The sequence below is a fragment of the uncultured Campylobacter sp. genome (assembly GCF_905371695.1).
Classification (GTDB): Bacteria; Campylobacterota; Campylobacteria; order Campylobacterales; family Campylobacteraceae; genus Campylobacter_A.
Map to the genome: position 1 here is coordinate 22,159 of NZ_CAJPMA010000002.1, position 17,847 is coordinate 40,005.

18 protein-coding genes and 1 other RNA gene are annotated in these 17,847 nt (G+C 43.2%); 18 read left to right on the plus strand and 1 reads right to left on the minus strand.

All coding sequences use genetic code 11. From position 1 onward, the window contains the following. Positions 1–16 precede the first annotated feature (16 nt). Together queF and QZ147_RS00310 are read left to right on the plus strand one after the other, a co-directional pair. On the plus strand, positions 17–664 hold the full coding sequence (queF, locus tag QZ147_RS00305) for a preQ(1) synthase (protein WP_295146011.1): 648 nt from the start codon (positions 17–19) through the stop codon (positions 662–664). Continuing rightward, positions 661–1,899, plus strand: coding sequence for an HD domain-containing protein (locus QZ147_RS00310; RefSeq protein ID WP_295146012.1), 1,239 nt, complete (start codon positions 661–663; stop codon positions 1,897–1,899). Before queF ends, QZ147_RS00310 begins: the two co-directional genes overlap by 4 nt. On the opposite strand, the gene ffs is transcribed toward QZ147_RS00310, so the two are convergent. Continuing rightward, an RNA gene (gene ffs / locus QZ147_RS00315) (signal recognition particle sRNA small type) lies at positions 1,886–1,983 on the minus strand. The genes QZ147_RS00310 and ffs overlap by 14 nt on opposite strands. A gap of 101 nt (positions 1,984–2,084) precedes the next feature. On the opposite strand from ffs, the gene QZ147_RS00320 reads away from it, so the two are divergent. From QZ147_RS00320 to QZ147_RS00395, 16 genes are all read left to right on the plus strand, one after another. Then, complete coding sequence (locus QZ147_RS00320) at positions 2,085–2,774, plus strand: response regulator transcription factor (protein WP_295146014.1); 690 nt, start codon at positions 2,085–2,087, stop codon at positions 2,772–2,774. Continuing rightward, entirely contained in the window at positions 2,764–4,191 is a 1,428-nt protein-coding gene (locus tag QZ147_RS00325; protein ID WP_295146015.1) for a DUF3365 domain-containing protein, read from the plus strand. Before QZ147_RS00320 ends, QZ147_RS00325 begins: the two co-directional genes overlap by 11 nt. A gap of 102 nt (positions 4,192–4,293) precedes the next feature. After that, entirely contained in the window at positions 4,294–6,363 is a 2,070-nt protein-coding gene (locus tag QZ147_RS00330) for a cytochrome C (protein WP_295146017.1), read from the plus strand. A 57-nt stretch (positions 6,364–6,420) separates the two neighbouring features. After that, on the plus strand, positions 6,421–7,185 hold the full coding sequence (locus QZ147_RS00335; RefSeq protein WP_295146019.1) for an FKBP-type peptidyl-prolyl cis-trans isomerase: 765 nt from the start codon (positions 6,421–6,423) through the stop codon (positions 7,183–7,185). A 21-nt stretch (positions 7,186–7,206) separates the two neighbouring features. Then, a complete protein-coding gene (locus QZ147_RS00340) occupies positions 7,207–7,869 on the plus strand; it encodes a 4Fe-4S dicluster domain-containing protein (protein WP_295146020.1) in 663 nt (220 codons plus the stop codon). A gap of 1 nt (position 7,870) precedes the next feature. Next, a complete protein-coding gene (nrfD, locus tag QZ147_RS00345) occupies positions 7,871–8,830 on the plus strand; it encodes an NrfD/PsrC family molybdoenzyme membrane anchor subunit (RefSeq protein WP_295146022.1) in 960 nt (319 codons plus the stop codon). A 58-nt stretch (positions 8,831–8,888) separates the two neighbouring features. Then, on the plus strand, positions 8,889–11,501 hold the full coding sequence (ccsA, locus tag QZ147_RS00350; RefSeq protein ID WP_295146024.1) for a cytochrome c biogenesis protein CcsA: 2,613 nt from the start codon (positions 8,889–8,891) through the stop codon (positions 11,499–11,501). 10 nt (positions 11,502–11,511) lie between these two features. Further along, the gene (locus tag QZ147_RS00355) at positions 11,512–12,345 is read left to right on the plus strand and encodes a tetratricopeptide repeat protein (protein ID WP_295146025.1); all 834 of its coding nucleotides are present in this window, start codon (positions 11,512–11,514) and stop codon (positions 12,343–12,345) included. Positions 12,346–12,354: 9 nt separating this feature from the next. Further along, positions 12,355–13,413, plus strand: a complete 1,059-nt coding sequence (locus QZ147_RS00360) for a nitrous oxide reductase accessory protein NosL (RefSeq protein WP_295146027.1) — start codon at positions 12,355–12,357, stop codon at positions 13,411–13,413. Continuing rightward, positions 13,410–13,598 carry a hypothetical protein gene (locus QZ147_RS00365; RefSeq protein ID WP_295146028.1) on the plus strand — a complete coding sequence of 63 codons (189 nt, stop codon included), beginning with the start codon at positions 13,410–13,412 and terminating at the stop codon, positions 13,596–13,598. Before QZ147_RS00360 ends, QZ147_RS00365 begins: the two co-directional genes overlap by 4 nt. Continuing rightward, positions 13,588–14,697, plus strand: coding sequence for an FtsX-like permease family protein (locus QZ147_RS00370; protein WP_295146029.1), 1,110 nt, complete (start codon positions 13,588–13,590; stop codon positions 14,695–14,697). Before QZ147_RS00365 ends, QZ147_RS00370 begins: the two co-directional genes overlap by 11 nt. After that, positions 14,694–15,362, plus strand: a complete 669-nt coding sequence (locus tag QZ147_RS00375; protein WP_295146030.1) for an ABC transporter ATP-binding protein — start codon at positions 14,694–14,696, stop codon at positions 15,360–15,362. The genes QZ147_RS00370 and QZ147_RS00375 overlap by 4 nt, the downstream gene beginning before the upstream one ends. Next, positions 15,359–16,312 (plus strand): hypothetical protein, encoded by a 954-nt coding sequence (locus QZ147_RS00380; RefSeq protein WP_295146032.1) that lies wholly within the window; start codon positions 15,359–15,361, stop codon positions 16,310–16,312. The genes QZ147_RS00375 and QZ147_RS00380 overlap by 4 nt, the downstream gene beginning before the upstream one ends. Next, on the plus strand, positions 16,309–16,818 hold the full coding sequence (locus tag QZ147_RS00385) for a hypothetical protein (protein ID WP_295146037.1): 510 nt from the start codon (positions 16,309–16,311) through the stop codon (positions 16,816–16,818). The genes QZ147_RS00380 and QZ147_RS00385 overlap by 4 nt, the downstream gene beginning before the upstream one ends. An 82-nt stretch (positions 16,819–16,900) precedes the next feature. After that, on the plus strand, positions 16,901–17,344 hold the full coding sequence (locus QZ147_RS00390; protein ID WP_295146034.1) for a hypothetical protein: 444 nt from the start codon (positions 16,901–16,903) through the stop codon (positions 17,342–17,344). A gap of 48 nt (positions 17,345–17,392) precedes the next feature. Further along, positions 17,393–17,836, plus strand: coding sequence for a copper resistance protein CopD (locus QZ147_RS00395; protein ID WP_295146035.1), 444 nt, complete (start codon positions 17,393–17,395; stop codon positions 17,834–17,836). Positions 17,837–17,847: the final 11 nt, after the last annotated feature.

A 17,847-nucleotide genomic window follows, 5' to 3' on the forward strand; every position in this document is an offset into this window, starting at 1 on the left:
TATAAAAAGGAAAAAAATGAGCGAAAATTTAAGATACGGCGAGAGCGAAATAAGAAATTTCGACATGCAAAAAGATCTTGAAATTTGGGAAAATAAACATGAGCGAGATTACACTATCAAAATTACGTTACCGGAATTTTGCTGCCTTTGTCCGCGTTCTGGGTATCCCGATTTTGCGACGATTTATCTTGAATACGTGCCTAATAAATGGGTCGTCGAGTTAAAAGCGATAAAGCTTTATATAAATAGCTTTATGAACCGCCATATAAGCCACGAGGATAGTATAAACGAAATTTACACCGCGCTTTTTGAAAAATTACAACCGAAATTTATGAAAATTAAGGGCGATTTTAACCCGCGCGGGAACGTGCATACGATGATTGAAATTTGCTCGGAAAATTTAACTATGGTTAGTCAAGATAAAGCTCCAACGCAAAATTTTAAGCGCGATGAGGACTTTAAAGAGCGCGAAAATTTCAAAAAAAGCGATCGTTTCGGCTCTAAAAGCGGCGGCTCTCGCGGCGCAAGGGACGCAAAAGGCTCGAAATTTAGCGATTTTAAAGACGAAAAACCGCGCAGATCAAGCGGTAGCAAGGACGGATTTAAAAAACTAAATTTTAGCGGAGATAAAAAGCCTCGCGTAGTTAAAAAAGATAAGCGATGATAAGCCCTCAGCTAATCGAACACATTTTTAAAGCCGCGTCTATCTCGCGCTGGAACGACTATCCTAAGATGACTAATCTAGTCGAGCTAGATAAACAAGCGCATAAATTTATCATCGCTTATTTTATCGCTAAATTCGAGCGCGACGTCGATATGAATTATTTAATAGAAGCCGGAATTTTCGAGTTTTTAAGCCGCGTGGTGGTTACCGACATTCGTCCGGACGTTTTTCATCACATTCAGCGCACGAAAAAAGAGCAGGTAAACGCGTGGGTATTAAATAATTTAGAGGAGTTAATTTCTAGCGTGCAAGGCGGCGAATTTTTATCGCGCCTGCGTAAATTTTTAACTAAAAACGATAAAAAGCACGAAAAAGAGCGACTTATTTTAAAGGCGGCAAGCTACCTATCTACGCGCTGGGAATTTTCGATAGTTTATCAAACGAGCCGTTTTTTAAGTGATATCGACGAGCTAAAACGCAAAGTCGAAGAGGAGATGGAGGATTATTACGAGCTAATCGGCGTACGTAAAATCGCAATGAATCAAAAGCTAGCTAAACTAGTCGATCTAGCAGGACGTTTGCGCTTTCAAAAACGCTGGGCGCAGACGCCGCGTATCCCAGAGACCGCCGTACTAGGACATATGCTAGTGGTGGCGATTTTAAGCTATTTTTATTCGCTAGAAGTTAGCGCTTGCAAAAAGCGCCTTGAAAATAACTTTTTTTGCGCGCTTTTTCACGACCTGCCCGAAAGCCTAACGCGAGATATTATTAGTCCCGTAAAATACGGGGTAAAAGGGTTAAACGAGATAATTAGCGAGTATGAAATGCGTCTAATCGACGAGCAAATTTTGCCGTTCGTGCCCGAAATCGCGCGCGAGGAATTTAGCTACATTTTGGGTATCAGGCAAGAAGACGGGAAATTTATAAAAGACGAGTTTGAAAATCGCACGTTTGAGCGTAAAATTTTACCGCGCGAAGGCACGATGGAAAACGTAAACGAAGACGTTTATAACGCGATAGACGGCAAGGCGCTGAAATATTGCGATAAGCTTGCGGCTTATTTTGAAGCGGGAATTTCGATAAGCTACGGCGTAAAATCAAAAGAATTGATCGACGGATTTACGAATATGTACCGAAATTTTAGCGAAAAACCTAGAATCGACGGAGTGGATTTCTTAAAAATTTGCAATGAATTTAACGAGCATTTCGAGTTAGAAAAACCCCCTCTCAGATGACTGCGGCACACGCGACGAGCAAGTGTTCTGCTGTGTTCCCACCCTGAAACGGTGCTCGCAAGTAGCATTGCACAGGTCTAAGAAGGAGCGAAGCGAATAATATCTAAAAAAGCTTAAATTTTGGCAATACCCATAAAAAAGCTTAAATTTTGTGTAGTAAAATTTTACGCAAAAAAGGGAGATTGATGCAAGGCAGCGAAATTTTAGACGTTTTATCTAGTAAAAGGGTTCTTTGTTTGGAGGACGAACCCGGAATTTTAAATAATATTACCGAAAATTTGGAACTGTTTTTCGGCGAAGTGGTAGGCGTAAAAGACGGCAAAGAGGCGTTAGAACACATTGATGCTTACGGCTACGACGCTTTAGTGTTTGATATCGGCGTACCGCACATAGACGGCTTGGAGCTTGCGAAAATAGTGCGGGAAAAAGACCACAAAATTCCGATAGTAATCCTTTCAAGCCACACCGAACAGGAGTATTTGTGGCGTGCGGTGGAGCTTAAAATCACGAGGTATTTGCCTAAACCCTACGATAAAGAGGCATTCATAAAGGCGCTTGAAGACGTAGCTTTGGAGCTGATAGATTATAAACCGCTAATTACGCTAAATAAAGACGTTAAATACGATTTTACTAAAAAGATAATTTACGTAAAAGACGAGGCCTGTTGCCTTTCAAAAAGCGAATTTAAACTGCTCGATTATTTTTTAAATAACAAAAATCAAGCTATCACCTACGAGCAGCTGTTTGATTATATGTGGGAATACGAACAACCAACCAAAGAGGCGATAAAAGCAATCGTAAAAGAGTTGCGTAAAAAGGTAGGCAAAGACGCGATTAAAAATTTATACGGGATAGGCTATATCTGTGAAATATAGATTCGGTATCGTGCTAGCCGTTTTTGCCGTGCTTTACGCGCTAATAACCGGTATGTTTTTTAAATTTTATCAAGAATTAGCCGTAAAAGACGCGAAAAAAGAGGCCTTTCACATACTAAACACGATGAATGCCGTAAGAGATTACGTCTCCTCCGTTCAGCGTCCGCTTATTAGCGAACTTAAAAAAAGCGGAGCCTTAAACGCCGATTTTTTCGATCCGCGCTTACTTTCGTCATCTTATATAGCGCGAGAAATTTATAACATTCAGCGCGAAAAATATTCTATCGATTACGATTACAAGCTAGTAGCGACCGACCCGCTAAATCCCGCGCATTTAGGCGACGAGTTTGAAAACGAAATTTTAGAGGGATTTAAAGAGGGAAAATACGACGAATACGCAAAAATAGTAAAAAATGCAGGCACTTCCTACGTTTTCGTGGGGCTGCCGGTAAAAACTACCGACGCTACTTGCGTCGTCTGCCATAGTATAAATTCCGCGCCTAAAAAGATGATAGAAAAATACGGTGCCGATATTACGGAATTTCAAAGCAAAGTCGGCGATACGATAGCCATGGTATCGTTTAAAGTTCCCGTAAAAGACGTGCTTTTAAACCACGTAAAAGAATTCTCGATAAGCGCGGCGGCGCTATTTATCGTCTTTGCGGTTTTAGTCTTTTTTATATACAAAATTCATCAAAAAGTAATAAAAATTAAAGAGCAAAACAAACAACTAATGGTCAGTCAGTCGCGCTTAGCCTCGATGGGCGAAATGATAGCTAATATATCGCATCAATGGAAACAGCCGCTTTCTCAAATAGGAACGGCGTTAATAAATTTAGAGCTTTTTAGCGAGCGGGGAAAGCTAGATAGCGGTAGGCTAAAAAATAAGCTAGACGAGATCGGCGAGCAGGTAAAATTTATGTCAGAAACCATAGACGATTTTAAACATTTTTTTAATCCAAATGCGCCTAAGTGCGAATATACCAGCGAGCAAGCTGTAAATAAAGCGTGTAAAATTTTAGCTCCGACTCTACGCGCGAAAGCTATAAATTTAAACGTAAAAATAGAGCAAAATTTTACACGTTTCGGTAATATTAACGAACTTATTCAAGTTTTAATAAATATAATAAATAACGCCAAAGACGCGATTTGCGAGCAAAACTGCGAGCAAAGAGAGATAACAATAACCTCGCTTACGCAAGACGGCGTTCAAATGATCGAGATAGAAAATAGCGGTAAACCGATTAAACAAGACGAAATTTCAAAGATATTCGAGCCTTATTTTACTACGAAATCCTCTGGTAGCGGACTCGGGCTATATATGAGCAAGGTTATAATAGAAAAAAACGGCGGCAGTATAGAAGTTCGTAACTTAACGAATTGCGTAAAATTTACTATTAAATTTTTAAATTTATAAAATATTTATATTTTCTCCCTAGTTTCCCCCTTTTTAGCTGTATGATTATCAACGTGAAATCATATTGATTTTAGAAGTTCAATTTTTCAAAAGGAGGAACACGTGAAAAAGTTGAATAAAGTGTTGCTCGGTTTAGTTGCAGGCGCTAGCGTCCTCACCTCGGTAGCCTGTGCCGAGGGGATGAACCACGGCATGGAACTAAGCAAGGGGGCTCAAAAGGTCATCGCAAATCCTAAGGGAACTTTGCAAAGTAGAGGCATTACGTCCTTGCAGGACTACGTTGTAGAAGAGCAAGAGATATACGAGTGGCTATTTAAAAATCACCCTATTTTTACAAAATACGGCGGTAAAACGGTCGGCAAGCTTGTAGTTCACGACCGCGGTCTTGAATGGCTCGCCGAAGGTCACGGAAACGATTTTTCAAAAGCTAGTAAAAGAGACGGCGGTAACGGATACAGCTCTATGATGTATAGAATTCCCGCAGGATCTTCGCTGCAATTTCCTAATAAATTCATAGGATCCGAAAAGTGCGGCGAGTGCCACCCGGCGCAGTACGAAGTATGGAGCAGATCTCGTCACGCTACGACTATTCGATTTCCAGGCGAGCACCCCGAGGTTAATAACAACTTAACCGAACCCGTGTTTGCGCCTAACACCGCTTCTATCCTTCCGCAAGGTATAACTCCTGACGTCATCTATGCGACCGTAGGTCACCTAAGAACTAAACTAGGCTACGTAGACGCTTGGTTGCTTAGAGGAACTTACTACGTAGAGGGCGGTTTACTTAGAGACGGCACCGGTCAGATCGTAGCCGGCGGTAACCAGTTCCAAAGGACTTGGGCGTTAAATTTAGATGACGAAACCGTTAAAAAAATTAGAAAATTAGTTCCGGAATTTCCGCTTACGCTTGAAGAATACGGCGATAACGGCGGATACGTTCGCGGACTTGCTTCATACGCCGCAAAACACAAAAAATCTATGTTTTTCCAAGCAAACGCTTCATACTGCGAAGTTTGCCACCCGTTTAAATTCGACTTTAAAACTAAGAAAGAATTTTACGCGGCTCTGGGTAACGCAAAAGAGCTTCAAAAACACACGATATCAAAAGGCGTAAGCTGCGAAGAGTGCCACGGAGCGGGCGGACACTTAGACGGAGCTACGAATTTTAGAACTTCAAACTGCGAACGCTGTCACCAAAGATTTAATTTTAGCCCCGATCTTGCTAAAAATCCGGCCAACGTAGGCAAATTAGACAAATCGCTAAGCTCTAAATTTAAATCTATGGGACCTGGATGCGGATCCGAGGGCTCTCAGTCATATTTTACGGCTCACTACGACAAAGGAATGCGCTGCGTAACCTGCCACGACCCTCACGATAACACGGGTCCGGTAGTAGGCGACAGAAGCGTTAAAGGGCTAAATTATAACTCCGAACAAGGCTATTTAAGCGCGTTCTATACGAAACCGAAAATTAAAAAAACGTGCGCCGATTGCCACAAAGAGCAGGCTTATATATTCTCAAAAGCCGATACTCATAAAAACAACACTTGCGCGTCTTGCCACATGCCGTTTATGATGAGCTGCGAGAATTTCTACGCTATTCAGTTCCAAGAAAACGCGGGATTTGATACGCAAAGACGCTCTCATATCTGGAAAATCGACGTAAGTCCGGATAGAAAAACCCTAGTCCCAGGTGCCGCCGCGCAAGGTCCGAGGGATGCGAAGGATTGGCACTTTGAAAGAGATAGTAAAGGCTATAACTTCGTAGATCTTATGTGGGCGTGCGCTAGAACTTCGTGGGCGGATAAAGACATGCAAGACAATAAAGGTTGCCATAGTCCGGTAGTTTCCGAACTTAAAGAGACGTTACACTTCAAAAACCAAAAACAAGTTTACGATGAGGTAATGGGATGGCAAACGCCGGTAAAAGCCGACTTTACGAGCGTAAAAATAGGTATTCAGGGCATCTACGGAATTTTAGAGGTTAAAAAGCTAAATCCTACCGATAAAACTAGAGTTTACGAGCTAATCGAAAAAGCTCAGGATACGATAGATCTTTTGGAAAAAGACGGCTCTTGGGGTATGCACGGCTTTAAATACACTAAACAAAGACTAGACGCCGCCAAAGAGTATATTAAAGAGGCTCAAAGGATATTAAACGCAAGCCTATAACGGCAAAGGAGGCGGCCTTGCGCCGTCTCTTAAATTTTAAAATTTTAGAGGTAAAACATGCGAAAAATGCTCTTTTTAATACCGATTTTAACGGCTAGCTTATCTTATGCGGCAAATATTAACGAAGGCGAAGAACGCGAAGCCTACGCTATCGGCGCTTCTACGGGCGAATATTTGCTAAATCAGATAAACGGACAAGAAAAACTAGGTATAAAAACGGATAAAAATTTAGTTTTAGAGGGTTTTTTGGATGCTTTTAAGGCTCAGTCTAAGCTAAAACGAGACGAGATAGATAAGAGTCTAAGCGATAGAGCCGCTAAACTAAATAAAGCCGTAGATAAACTTAGTAAAGCCGAGCTTGAAAAAAATTTAAAAGACGGCAAAGAATATATGGCTAAAAACGCTAAAAATAAAAGCGTTAAGACTACAAAATCGGGCTTGCAATACGAAATTTTAGCCCTTGGAGACGGAGATACGCCAAAAGACGAGAGCGTAGTCGTAGTAAATTATAAAGCTTATTTAATAGACGGCACCGTTTTTGAAGATACGACTACGTCTAAAACGCCCGCCCACTTATCTATGGTAAATATCATAGACGGACTTGCGGAGGGTTTAAAACTAATGAAAGCGGGTTCAAAATACAAATTTACCATACCTAGCGAGCTAGCTTACGGCGATCAGGGTATGGACGCGGTTCCAGCGGGTGCGGTCGTGATATTTGAAGCCGAGCTTTTAAAAGTGCTAAAACCGGGCGAATTGGCCGGCGCGGCGAAAGAGCTAACCGAAAAAGAGATCGAAAATTTTCACGGGACGCAAAAGTAAATCCTTAATAAAGGGTATGTTATGAAATTTCAAAGAAGAGAATTTTTAAAGTATTTAGCGCTAGGATCTGCGGGCGCCGCGCTAACGGGTTGCGGAGCGAAGCCTACGGGGGAGGATGCTAAAAGGCCGAATTTCGGTATGATCTTTGATCAAAATAAATGCGTGGGCTGTACGGACTGCGAGATAGCCTGTAAAAAGGTAAATTTAGTCCCGCAAGGTCAAGTAAGGCTTTATATCCAAGATAAAACCGACCAAAATTCGCGCCTTGATAGGCGCTTCGTGCGGGTTAGCTGCCAGCAGTGCGTAGAGGCTCCGTGCGTAAACGTCTGCCCGACGAACGCCTGTCATAAAGACGAAAAGACGGGTATAACGACTACTAACGCCGATGATTGTATCGCCTGTAAATACTGCATCGTAGCTTGTCCTTACGACGTGCGTTTTATAAATAACAAAACTCATGCTGCAGAGAGCTGCAACTTCTGCTTGGACACGAATTTAGCTCAAAATAAAGAGCCCGCCTGCGTTGAGGCATGCAGATACGACGCGCTGGTTTTCGGCGATCTAAACGACGAAAATTCGCACATAAGTCAATTATTAAAGATTAAAGACAGCTTGCGTATGCGCCCCGAATGCGGCACTAAACCGAGCTTGCGCTATATACCTGCGGTAAAAATGGGGGTGTGAGATGGACGGCGCGATAAATTTTACCTATACTTTTTCCCACGGCATCGAGTGGCATTGGCCTATCGCGCTTTACCTGCTTTTAGCGGGTATGAGCGGCGGGGCTTTGGTAGTTTCTTTACTTATTAAATTTTATAAAAAGCAAGAGGGTAGCACGCCTTTGTTTAAAGCTGCGTCGCTGCTTTCTTTAATAACTATCTTACTCGGTATGGTTTGCCTAGTCGCCGACCTTGAAAAGCCGCTTTATTTTTGGAAAATTTTGATTAATTATAACTTTAAATCTGTAATGTCCGTGGGCGTCGCCGCGCTTTGCGTTTATATCCCGCTTAGCTTCGTTACCGCGCTTTACGCGTTTGAGCGCGAGCTGTTAGGACTGGGTGCGTTTGCGGGATTGATTAAGTTTGTAATGAAAATTTTAAACGCGTTAAAGCCGATAATTTATCCGCTAACGCTAATCTTTGCGGTAGCGATCTGCGCTTATACGGGCTTTTTAATCTCCGTGCTCGTGCGATTTCCTTTGCTAAATACGGCGGTTTTGCCCGCTTTATTCATAGCTTCGGGACTAAGCGCGGGTATAGCGGGCGCTAGCATTATCGCCGCGCTTTGCTTTAAAGCGGATACTCACGGCGGAGACATTAAAATTTTACACGCCGTAGAATGGCCGGTTTTAGCGATGGAAATTTTACTCATCGGTATGATTTTCGTATCGTTAATTATCGGAAGCGACGCGCAAAAAGCCGCGAGCGTAGCGTTTTATCAAGGATATTACGCTAAAATGTTTTGGCTAGGCGTCGTAGCCGCGGGCTTTGGCGTACCGCTAGCGCTAAATTTCGCGCTAGGCAAATTTGTGGCGCATTCTAAATTCGCCTTTTACGTTAGCGCGTTAGCTAGCATTTTAGGCGTATTTATGCTAAGAATGTTTATCCTTTACGCCGGACAGACTTACGATATATTGCATATTTAAAAACGGGAGCTACATGAAGCCGATAAATTTGTTTTTATCTTACGGATTTATTATCTTCATGTTGCTCGTTTTAGCGGTCGCAGCGGGTTCGGCTACCTTTTTAGAGAGCTTTTACGATACTCAGACCGCTAAAATTTTGGTCTACGACGCCCTTTGGTTCGAGGCGGTTATGCTCTGTCTCGCCGTTTCTCTGACGGGCGTTGTTATAAAAACGAAAATGTACCGAAAATTCGGCGTTTTTACCCTACATCTAGCTTTCATCGTTATTATTTTAGGCGCGTTTTTAACTAGATATTTCGGCGAAGAGGGCGTGTTGCATCTTAGGGAAGGGCAAAGCTCGGACGAGATGGTAAGCGTAAAGCCGTTTTTGCAAATTTCGGCGGCTAACGAACTTTTTGAAATTCCTTTAAATTTAGCTAGCGTCGGCGACAACGACTTTGAAATTTCAAAAACTATAAATTCCAAAAATTTTAGCGTAAAATTCGTATCTTATAAGCCCGCACCCAAAGGCGAACGCGGCAAATTAACTGTAAAAGCGGGCTTTGAAGGCGAGCCGCAAAAAGAGTTAGTCTTGCGCGGCGGAGCGGGTTGGATCAGCGAGCCCGCCGTTTTGGAGCAAAGCGGCGAGCGCGTAGGGATCGCTTGGGGCTCAAAGAAGATAAAGCTGCCGTTTTTTATAGAACTCGTCAAATTTAAACTAGAAAGATACGCGGGCTCGCAAAGCCCCTCCTCTTACGCCAGCGACGTAAAGATACTCGGTAAAGACGGCAAAAACTTACTTGAATACGAAATTTTTATGAATCGTCCGCTTACCTACGGTGGGATAAAATTTTTCCAATCATCATACGATACCGACGAAAAGGGATCGGCGCTCGAAGTAAATCGCGATCCCGGAAAATGGGTAACTTATCTTGGATATTTTATGCTTTGCGTCGGATTTTTAGCAAATTTTTTCTCTCGCGGCAGCCGTTTTGAAAAGTTAAATAATTTCATAAAAAATAGCAAAATTTTACTCGTTTTCGCCTTTTTTACCGCGCTATCTTGCGGCATAAGAGCGGACGAAGAATTTTCCGCTCGCCACGCAAACGGCGCGCTTGCGGAGCTTTTGGTGCAAGATTATATGGGGCGCGTAAAGCCGTTTAGTACCGAGGCTTACGAGGTCGTTAGTAAAATGAGCGGACGGACGTCGCTTTTTGGGCTTAGTCCCGAGCAGATCATACTTGCTATGAATATAAATCCTACGCTTTGGCAGGACATAGATATTATTAAAATAAGCGACGAGCGGATAAAAAAGCTGCTAAATTTGCCCAAAAGCAGGAATTTCGTAAGCTTTTCGTTTATGTTCGACGATGGAGGATTTTATAAACTAAGCAAAGAAGTAGACGCCGCAAACGCGATGCCTCCCTCAAAGCGAGGCGCGCTGGAAAACGAGCTTATAAAATTCGACGAGCGGATAAACGTCGCCTATCTTACGTTTAAAGGGGTATTTTTTAAATTTATACCAGTGCCGGGCGATCCGCAAAATAGATGGCTCTCGCCTAACGACGCCTTTAACGAAGATAGGCTTTCAGACGATATTAAAGCGCTTTTAAACGAGTATTTGACGGGGCTTAACGAGGGCGCAAACGCGAACGAGTGGGATAGGGCGGATAAGGCGCTAAAAGAGCTTAAAAATTTTCAGCGCGCCGCTTCGCCCGCTCTTTTGCCCAGCGAATTTCGCGTAAAAACGGAGGTTATTTACAATAAAATTTCAATCTTTAAAAAGCTGGTCTATTTTTATTTGGCGTTCGGCGCGGCGACGCTTATAGCGGCTTTTATAGTGCTATTTTTGCGCAGAGATTTTAACCCGCTTAAAAAGCTGGCCTTTTTTATATTTATATGCGCCTTTATTTCGCATGCCGTGGGACTTGCCGCGCGCTGGTACATTTCAGGGCACGCGCCTTGGAGCGACGGCTATGAAAGTATGGTTTATATCGGATTTTCAGCCGCGCTCGCGGGCGCGATATTTTTTAGAAAGTCCTTGCTAACGCTTTCGGCGGCTTCGTTACTCGCGGGCGTTTTTATGCTAACGGCGCATATGAGCTTCGTAAATCCTCAAATTACGAATTTAGTTCCGGTTCTAAAATCGTATTGGCTTACGATACACGTCTCGGTTATCACCGCAAGCTACGGGTTTTTGGGGCTTAGCTGCTTACTCGCCGCGCTTGCGCTTTTATTAATGGCGCTTAAAACTAAGCGAAATTTAGATAGATTAAACGAGCAAATTCGCTATTTAGCCGCGATTACGGAAGTTAGTCTAATCGTCGGCCTTTGTTTGCTAACGTTAGGAAATTTTTTCGGAGGCGTTTGGGCGAACGAGAGCTGGGGGCGATACTGGGGCTGGGATAGCAAAGAGACTTGGTCTTTCGTAAGCATTATCGTTTACGTTTGCGTAACGCATATGCGTTTCGTAAAGCGTCTAAATTCGATTTATCTATTTTTAGTCGCTTCGTTCGTATCGTATAGCTCGGTAATAATGACTTATTTCGGGGTAAATTTTTACCTAACGGGCATGCACTCGTATGCTACGGGCGATACGCCTAATATGCCGAAATTTATTTATTTTATAATAGCGGGTGCGGTTATTTTGATCGTAGCGGCTTATAGAGGACGAGAAGTAAAAACTATATAAAGGAGAGAATGTGAAAAAAGAGTTGTTTGCCGTTTTGCTTTGCGCTACGCTGGCACAGGCGGGCTTTATAAAAAAGGGCATGGAGGCTAAGGAGGCGGGCGATCACCGCAAAATGGTAGAAATTTACGATAACGCCTGCAAAGAAGGCAAAGCCTCGGGCTGCTATAACCTAGCCGTGCTTTATTCAGAAGGTACGGGCGGCGTAAAAAAAGAGCCGCAAAAGGCGTTAGAGCTTTACGAAAAGGCTTGTTCGGCGAATTTCGCGCTTGCTTGTAATAATCTAGGCTATATTTACGAAAGCGGCAACGGCGCGGATCAAAATTTTACCAAAGCCGTAAGCTATTACGAAAAATCTTGTAAAGATAACGAAGGCTGCACGTCGCTAGGGCTTTTATGCGCAAACGGCGCGGGAGTCGAGCGCGATACGAAAAAGGCGGCGCAGCTTTATAACAAAGCTTGCGAATACGGCGATATGATGGGATGTAATAATCTTGGTTACTTAAATATGCAAGGCATCGGCATGGCGCAAGATTACGAAAAAGCCAAAAAATTTTACGAGCTGGCTTGCAACGGCGGTATCGGTATCGGCTGCGATAATTTAGGCTTTTTGCACGCATTCGGGCAAGGTACCAAGCAAGACTACGCCCAAGCGGCCAAAAGCTACGAGAAAGCTTGCGGGTTAGGTTATTATGCGGGATGTAATAACCTAGCCATACTTTACGCCGAGGGCAAAGGAGTAAACGCCGACGATAAAAAAGCGCAAGAGCTATTTAAAAAAGCGTGCGACGGCGGCGTAAAGATGGGCTGCGATAACGCTCAGGCGTTAAAAGATAATATAAAATAAGGAGAAAATATGTTTGTGCGTTTAGTTTTCGCATCGGCGGTGCTTTGTAATTTGCTTTTTGCCGCAGAGATGTTTCAAAGCGTAAGACCAGAGCAAGCCACGCTCGTAGGCACGGGCGAAGATAGAGAGTATTGCCCTAACTGCGGTATGAATTTGATCAAATTTTATAAAACCAATCACGTCTACAAAGGCAAGCAGTATAGCTCCATGCACTGCCTTTACGAAGTAACCGAAGGGAAAATGCCTAGCGAAGTAGAGGTCGTAGATACTAAAAATTTAAACCTCGTCGACGCGCTTAAAGCCTATTACGTGGTGGGTAGCTCCGTAAAAGGCACGATGACTAGAAATAGCAAATACGCCTTTGCGAATTTGCAAGACGCGAAGGAATTTCAGGCTAAAAACGGCGGCGAGATAATGGATTTTAAAAAAGCTTACGAAGCCGCGGGTAGAGACTTTGAAGGCGATAAAAAGATGATAAAAGCCAAGCGCGAGGGCGGCGTTTACGAAAAAGGCAAAAATATCTACGAAGCTAAATGTCCTAAAATAGATGCAAAAAATTTTAAGACCGTAGCTCTTTTAAAAGCGAGTTTAAAAAAAACGTGCGGATTAAGCGAGGACGGAGATCTGCAAGCAGTGGCGCTATATCTTTGGGACGCTCCTAAAAACGTAGGCGCGGTAAAAAAGGTAAATTTCGAGCGTATCGAAGTACCGAACGGCGCGCGTTGCCCGATCTGCGGGATGTTCGTTTCCAAAAATCCGCAGTGGGCGGCTATGATAGAAGACGGCGGTCAAAAATTTTACTTTGACGGCGTAAAAGATATGATGAAATACTACTTTAAAAACGGCAAAAAATTCGACAAACTTTTCGTGAGCGATTACTATAAGCTTCGTAAAATTCCCGCGAAAGAGGCGTTTTTCGTCGTGGGCTCGGACGTATTTGGGCCCATGGGCGAGGAGTTCGTGCCTTTTGAAAGCGAGGACGGGGCTTTAAATTTTGCCAAAGACCACGGCGGTAAAAAGCTCTTAAAATTCGACGAGATCGAAGAAAGCATGTTAAAAGAGCTATGAAATTTTTAGCGATTTCGTGTCTAACGCTCGGCGTTATTTGGGGGCTGATAGCTGCGCATTATTTAAATTTCGACCGCGCCGCCAGAGAGCGAAATTTAGAAATTTTCGCTAAAAAAGCGCCGGACGCTAAGCTAGCGCAAAGCTTCGTTTCAGACGAATATAAAGGCTTCGTATATGCTAAATAAAGCCTTTATAGACTATGCCGTAGTCTTGCTTTACAAAGATAGAAGCGACCACGCGTTTAGCTTTATTATCTTTTGCTTTATCGTTTTTATTTTAAGCTCGGTACTGTTTATTTCTTCGTCTATTCAGCACGACCTAATCCTAGCCGTCAAATCAAAACCGGACATCGTCGTAGAGGCTTTGCGAGCGGGCAAGAAAGATCTCATGCACGACGTCTATATCTACGACGTATCGCGCATTAACGGCGTTAGCGACGTACAGGGCGCGGTAGACGGGCTTTATTATTTCGGACAAAAGCGCGTCTGGTTTCGCGTGATCGGCGACGAGGGCTTAGACGAGGGCGAGATGATCGTAGGCGAGGGCGTAAAACGCGCTATGGCGGAGCTTTATTACGAGGACGTATTTAATTTTTTAACCGAAGAGAGACTAATCGCCGTTAAGATAAACAAAACCGCCCCCAAAGACGCGAGCATTATCTCAAATAACGCTATTTACTTGCATCCGGATACCGCGCGGGCGGTGCTTTCGCTAGATAGCGGCGAATACACGAAGCTTTACGTAACGGTGCCTAATCCTAGCGAGATTAGCGAAGTAGCACTAAAAATAGAAAATTTATATCCGAATACGAGAGCCGTTAGCACTGAGGACGGGGCGGCTAGTATAAGGCATCTTTACTACTACAAAGGCGGCGTTTTTATGGTGCTTTACGTCGTAGCGATGGTTTCGTTTTTTATCTTGCTTAAAAACCAAATTTCGCTTGCATACGGCGAAAAGAAAAAAGAGATCGCCGTTTTAAGAGCCGTGGGCTACTCGATAAAAGACGTGATCGCGCTAAAATTTATCCAAAATTTCGTCGTAGCCTTAGGCGCTTTTTTGCTAGGCTCGGCGCTCGCGTACGCTTACGTTTTCGTATTAAACGCGCCGCTTTTACGCGGGATTTTTCTAGGCGGCGAGCTTGAAAATTTTATCGTTTTCACGCCCGTTTTGGATTTTAACGTCTTATTTTTGATGTTTGTATTTAGCGTGATCCCAATTTTAGCGTTCGTTATAATTCCTTCTTGGCGCGTCGCTATTTCAGACATAACTCAGAGCATAAAATGATAAAAATTTCTAATCTTTACAAGACGTTTAACGAGGGCAAGCCTAACGAATTTTGCGCGCTTAAAAACGTAAATTTAAGCATCGGCGCGGGCGAAACGCTAATCTTAAAAGGCGTTAGCGGCAGCGGTAAAAGCACCTTGCTTTCTATCATCGGCGCTCTTAGCAAGCCTAGCAGCGGCGAGGTTTTAGTAGGCGGGCGAAATATCTCGAAATTACCCGACGTCGCGGCATCGAATTTTAGGAACTCTCAAATCGGCTTTATCTTTCAGGCTTTTAACCTACTTGAAGCGTTAAGCGTGAAGCAAAATATTATCGCGCCGCTAACGCTTTTAAATTTAAGCGGCCGCGAGCTTGATGCGCGCGCGCAAAACGCGATGGAGCTTGCTAATATCGCCCATAAAAAAGATCAAATAGCCTCAAAGCTAAGCGGTGGCGAAAAGCAGCGCTGCGCCATAGCAAGAGCGCTCGTAACGGACGCGCCGATCATTCTAGCCGACGAGCCGACGGCGAATTTAGATAGGCAAAATTCTCTTGCTTTTATCGAAATTTTAAGGCGGTTTAAAGAGCTTAAAAAAACGGTCGTCGTAGCTACGCACGACGCGCTTTTCGACGAGCTTAGCTTCGTCGATCGCTACGAAAATATCGCTGGCGGAGAGATAACGTGAGCGTATTTTTATCTGACGAAATTATTGCATTTTTAGCCGCCGAGCTAGTTATTATAGCGCTTATGGGCGTTTCGCAGGTTCACGTCGTTCATATTTTGCGCAAGTGGGACTTTGTCGCCACGACGAATTTGCAGTATCTGCTCGAAAAGAAGAACTATCTCGTAAATACGATCCTAACCTTCGCCGTAGCTTGCAAAATTATACTTTTCGTATTTTTCGCGCTGGCGCTAAACGAGCTAGCGGGCGTAGTGCCGGGCGCTATGTGCTCGGCGGGCGTCGTAGGGTCTAATAGATACGGAAATTTTTTGCTTTTGCTTAAAATTTTGCTAATTTTCGGCTTCGGTTTATGGCTTATTATTAACCGCCTTGATTTAAAGGCTCTAAATTTTCCGTTTTTACGCAGGAAATACGTTATTTTCTCCGCGCTTTTCACGCTTATTTTAGTCGAATTTGCGCTTGAAATTTTATTTTTCTTAAATATTCCTCTTAAAGTACCCGTCTTTTGCTGCTCGGTGGTCTTCAAAGCGCCCAAGCTGCCGTTTGGTTATACGCAAATGATGCTCGCTACGTTTTTTTACGTAGTATTTGCCGCGATAGTAGCTTTGAATTTTATGAAGCAGGCGGCGGCTAGCTTTGCTTTAAATTTGCTGTACTTATTCGTGGCGTATTACGCGATTACTTATTTTTTCGGGCTTTATATATACGAACAGCCTAACCACAAATGCCCTTACTGCATGCTTTTACGCGATTATTATTACGTCGGCTATCTTGTTTGGGGTTCGCTATTTTTGGGCATTTTTTTCGGTATCGCGCCGTTTTTGGTGGAGCTTATTACGAAGCGGCCTTATTTGCATTTACTAAAATTTAGCACGATTTGGCTTGCGATTAACGCTGTAGTATGCAGCTTTTACGTGCTAAAATACTACTCTATCGCCCGAGTTTTATTATGATAAGGCAAATTTTCGCTTTTATCTTGATAGCGGGTGTTTTGGGACTTTTGATAATCTCTGCGGATACTAGCGAGGGCAAGATAGAGGTAGCGCGCGGCAATACCGAAAAAAAGCCGCTTGAAATAGAGCCGGGTAAATACGTTTGCAAAGAAAGCGGCACGATCATAAACGATCTTTTTAACACCGCGCAAGCGGTCATGCCAAACGGCGATACCTATTTTTTTAACGATATAGGAAATGCGTTTATCTGGCTTATGAAACAGCCCAAACGCGACGAAATCGCGCTTTGGGTCTATGCGCAAGATACGGATAGATACGTGCTCGCTAAAACTGCGTGGTATTCGCGCATCGAGATTACGCCTATGGGATACGGGTTCGGCGCATTCGAATTTAGGCTATACGGTAGAAGCGATTATTACTACGATGAGGTTTTGCTGTGCGCCGCGCGCGGGGAGACGCTTATTAATCCGCTAATTAAAATTTTGCTTACGAATAATAAAATTTAGCACTTCTTTACGTGCCGCCTCGCTTACGGGTTTAAAGGTTTAACTGCTATAATTAGCCACTTTTAAAATTTTGGAGCGGGGGATGGGATTTAATATCAAGCTAAAATTTTTATCGGCGTTTCGCGAATTTTTGGTCTATCATCATAAGTCTGTGGAATTTCGCGCAAAGGTCTTTGCTGCGATTATTGGCGCAAAATTCGATCCGGATGACGACGATTTTGATTTATTGCTAGACATTGCGACCGAAATTTACGACGACGATAAGGAGCGTAAAAATTTTTTAGTTCAGGCTACAAAAGAATACGTCGCAAAAGTTAAGAGAAATGACTATTTAACGCTTGACGCACTGCTTTTAAGCATCGATAGAGAGATAAAAATGCACCGCAGATACGCCAAAAAGATCGATTTTTCGCATTTGCGCAGACTTATGAACGGCGACGAAGACGAGACTTTGATGCAACAGCAAGTTTACGAATTTTTGCTAAGCGAGGTTAAAAGCTATCTAGCGCTTGATAAAAATCATTGAAAACAGGCTGATAAAGCCGTAAAATAGGGTAAATTAGAAAGGATGGAAATGTCTGAAATTTATGATTATTTAAAGATAATCCACATTTTTTGCGCGATTATTTTTTTAGGTTACGTCTTTTTCGACGTCGTTATTTTTGCGAGTTTAAAGGGCGTTTTGGGCGATGATTTTGCTCGCGTAAAGCAAGCTATCGGCTCAAAAGCGATAAAAATAATGCCCGTTTGCCTACTAACGCTCATAATGACGGGTGGGATGATGATGAGCGCTTGGGTGGGTAGCAAGGCAGGAGGGTACTTCTCGACGCCGACGCAGCAGGTATTTATGATGAAGGTATTTTTAGCGCTTGCGATATTTTTCGGTGTGATTTATAACCTAACTAACAAGGCATTTGACAAACAGCCGCCGAAATTTATGCGCGAGCATTTTCATAAATTCGTACTTGTTTGCGGATTTTTTATCGTGCTATTCGCAAAAGTAATGTTTATGGTATAAAATTTTAAATC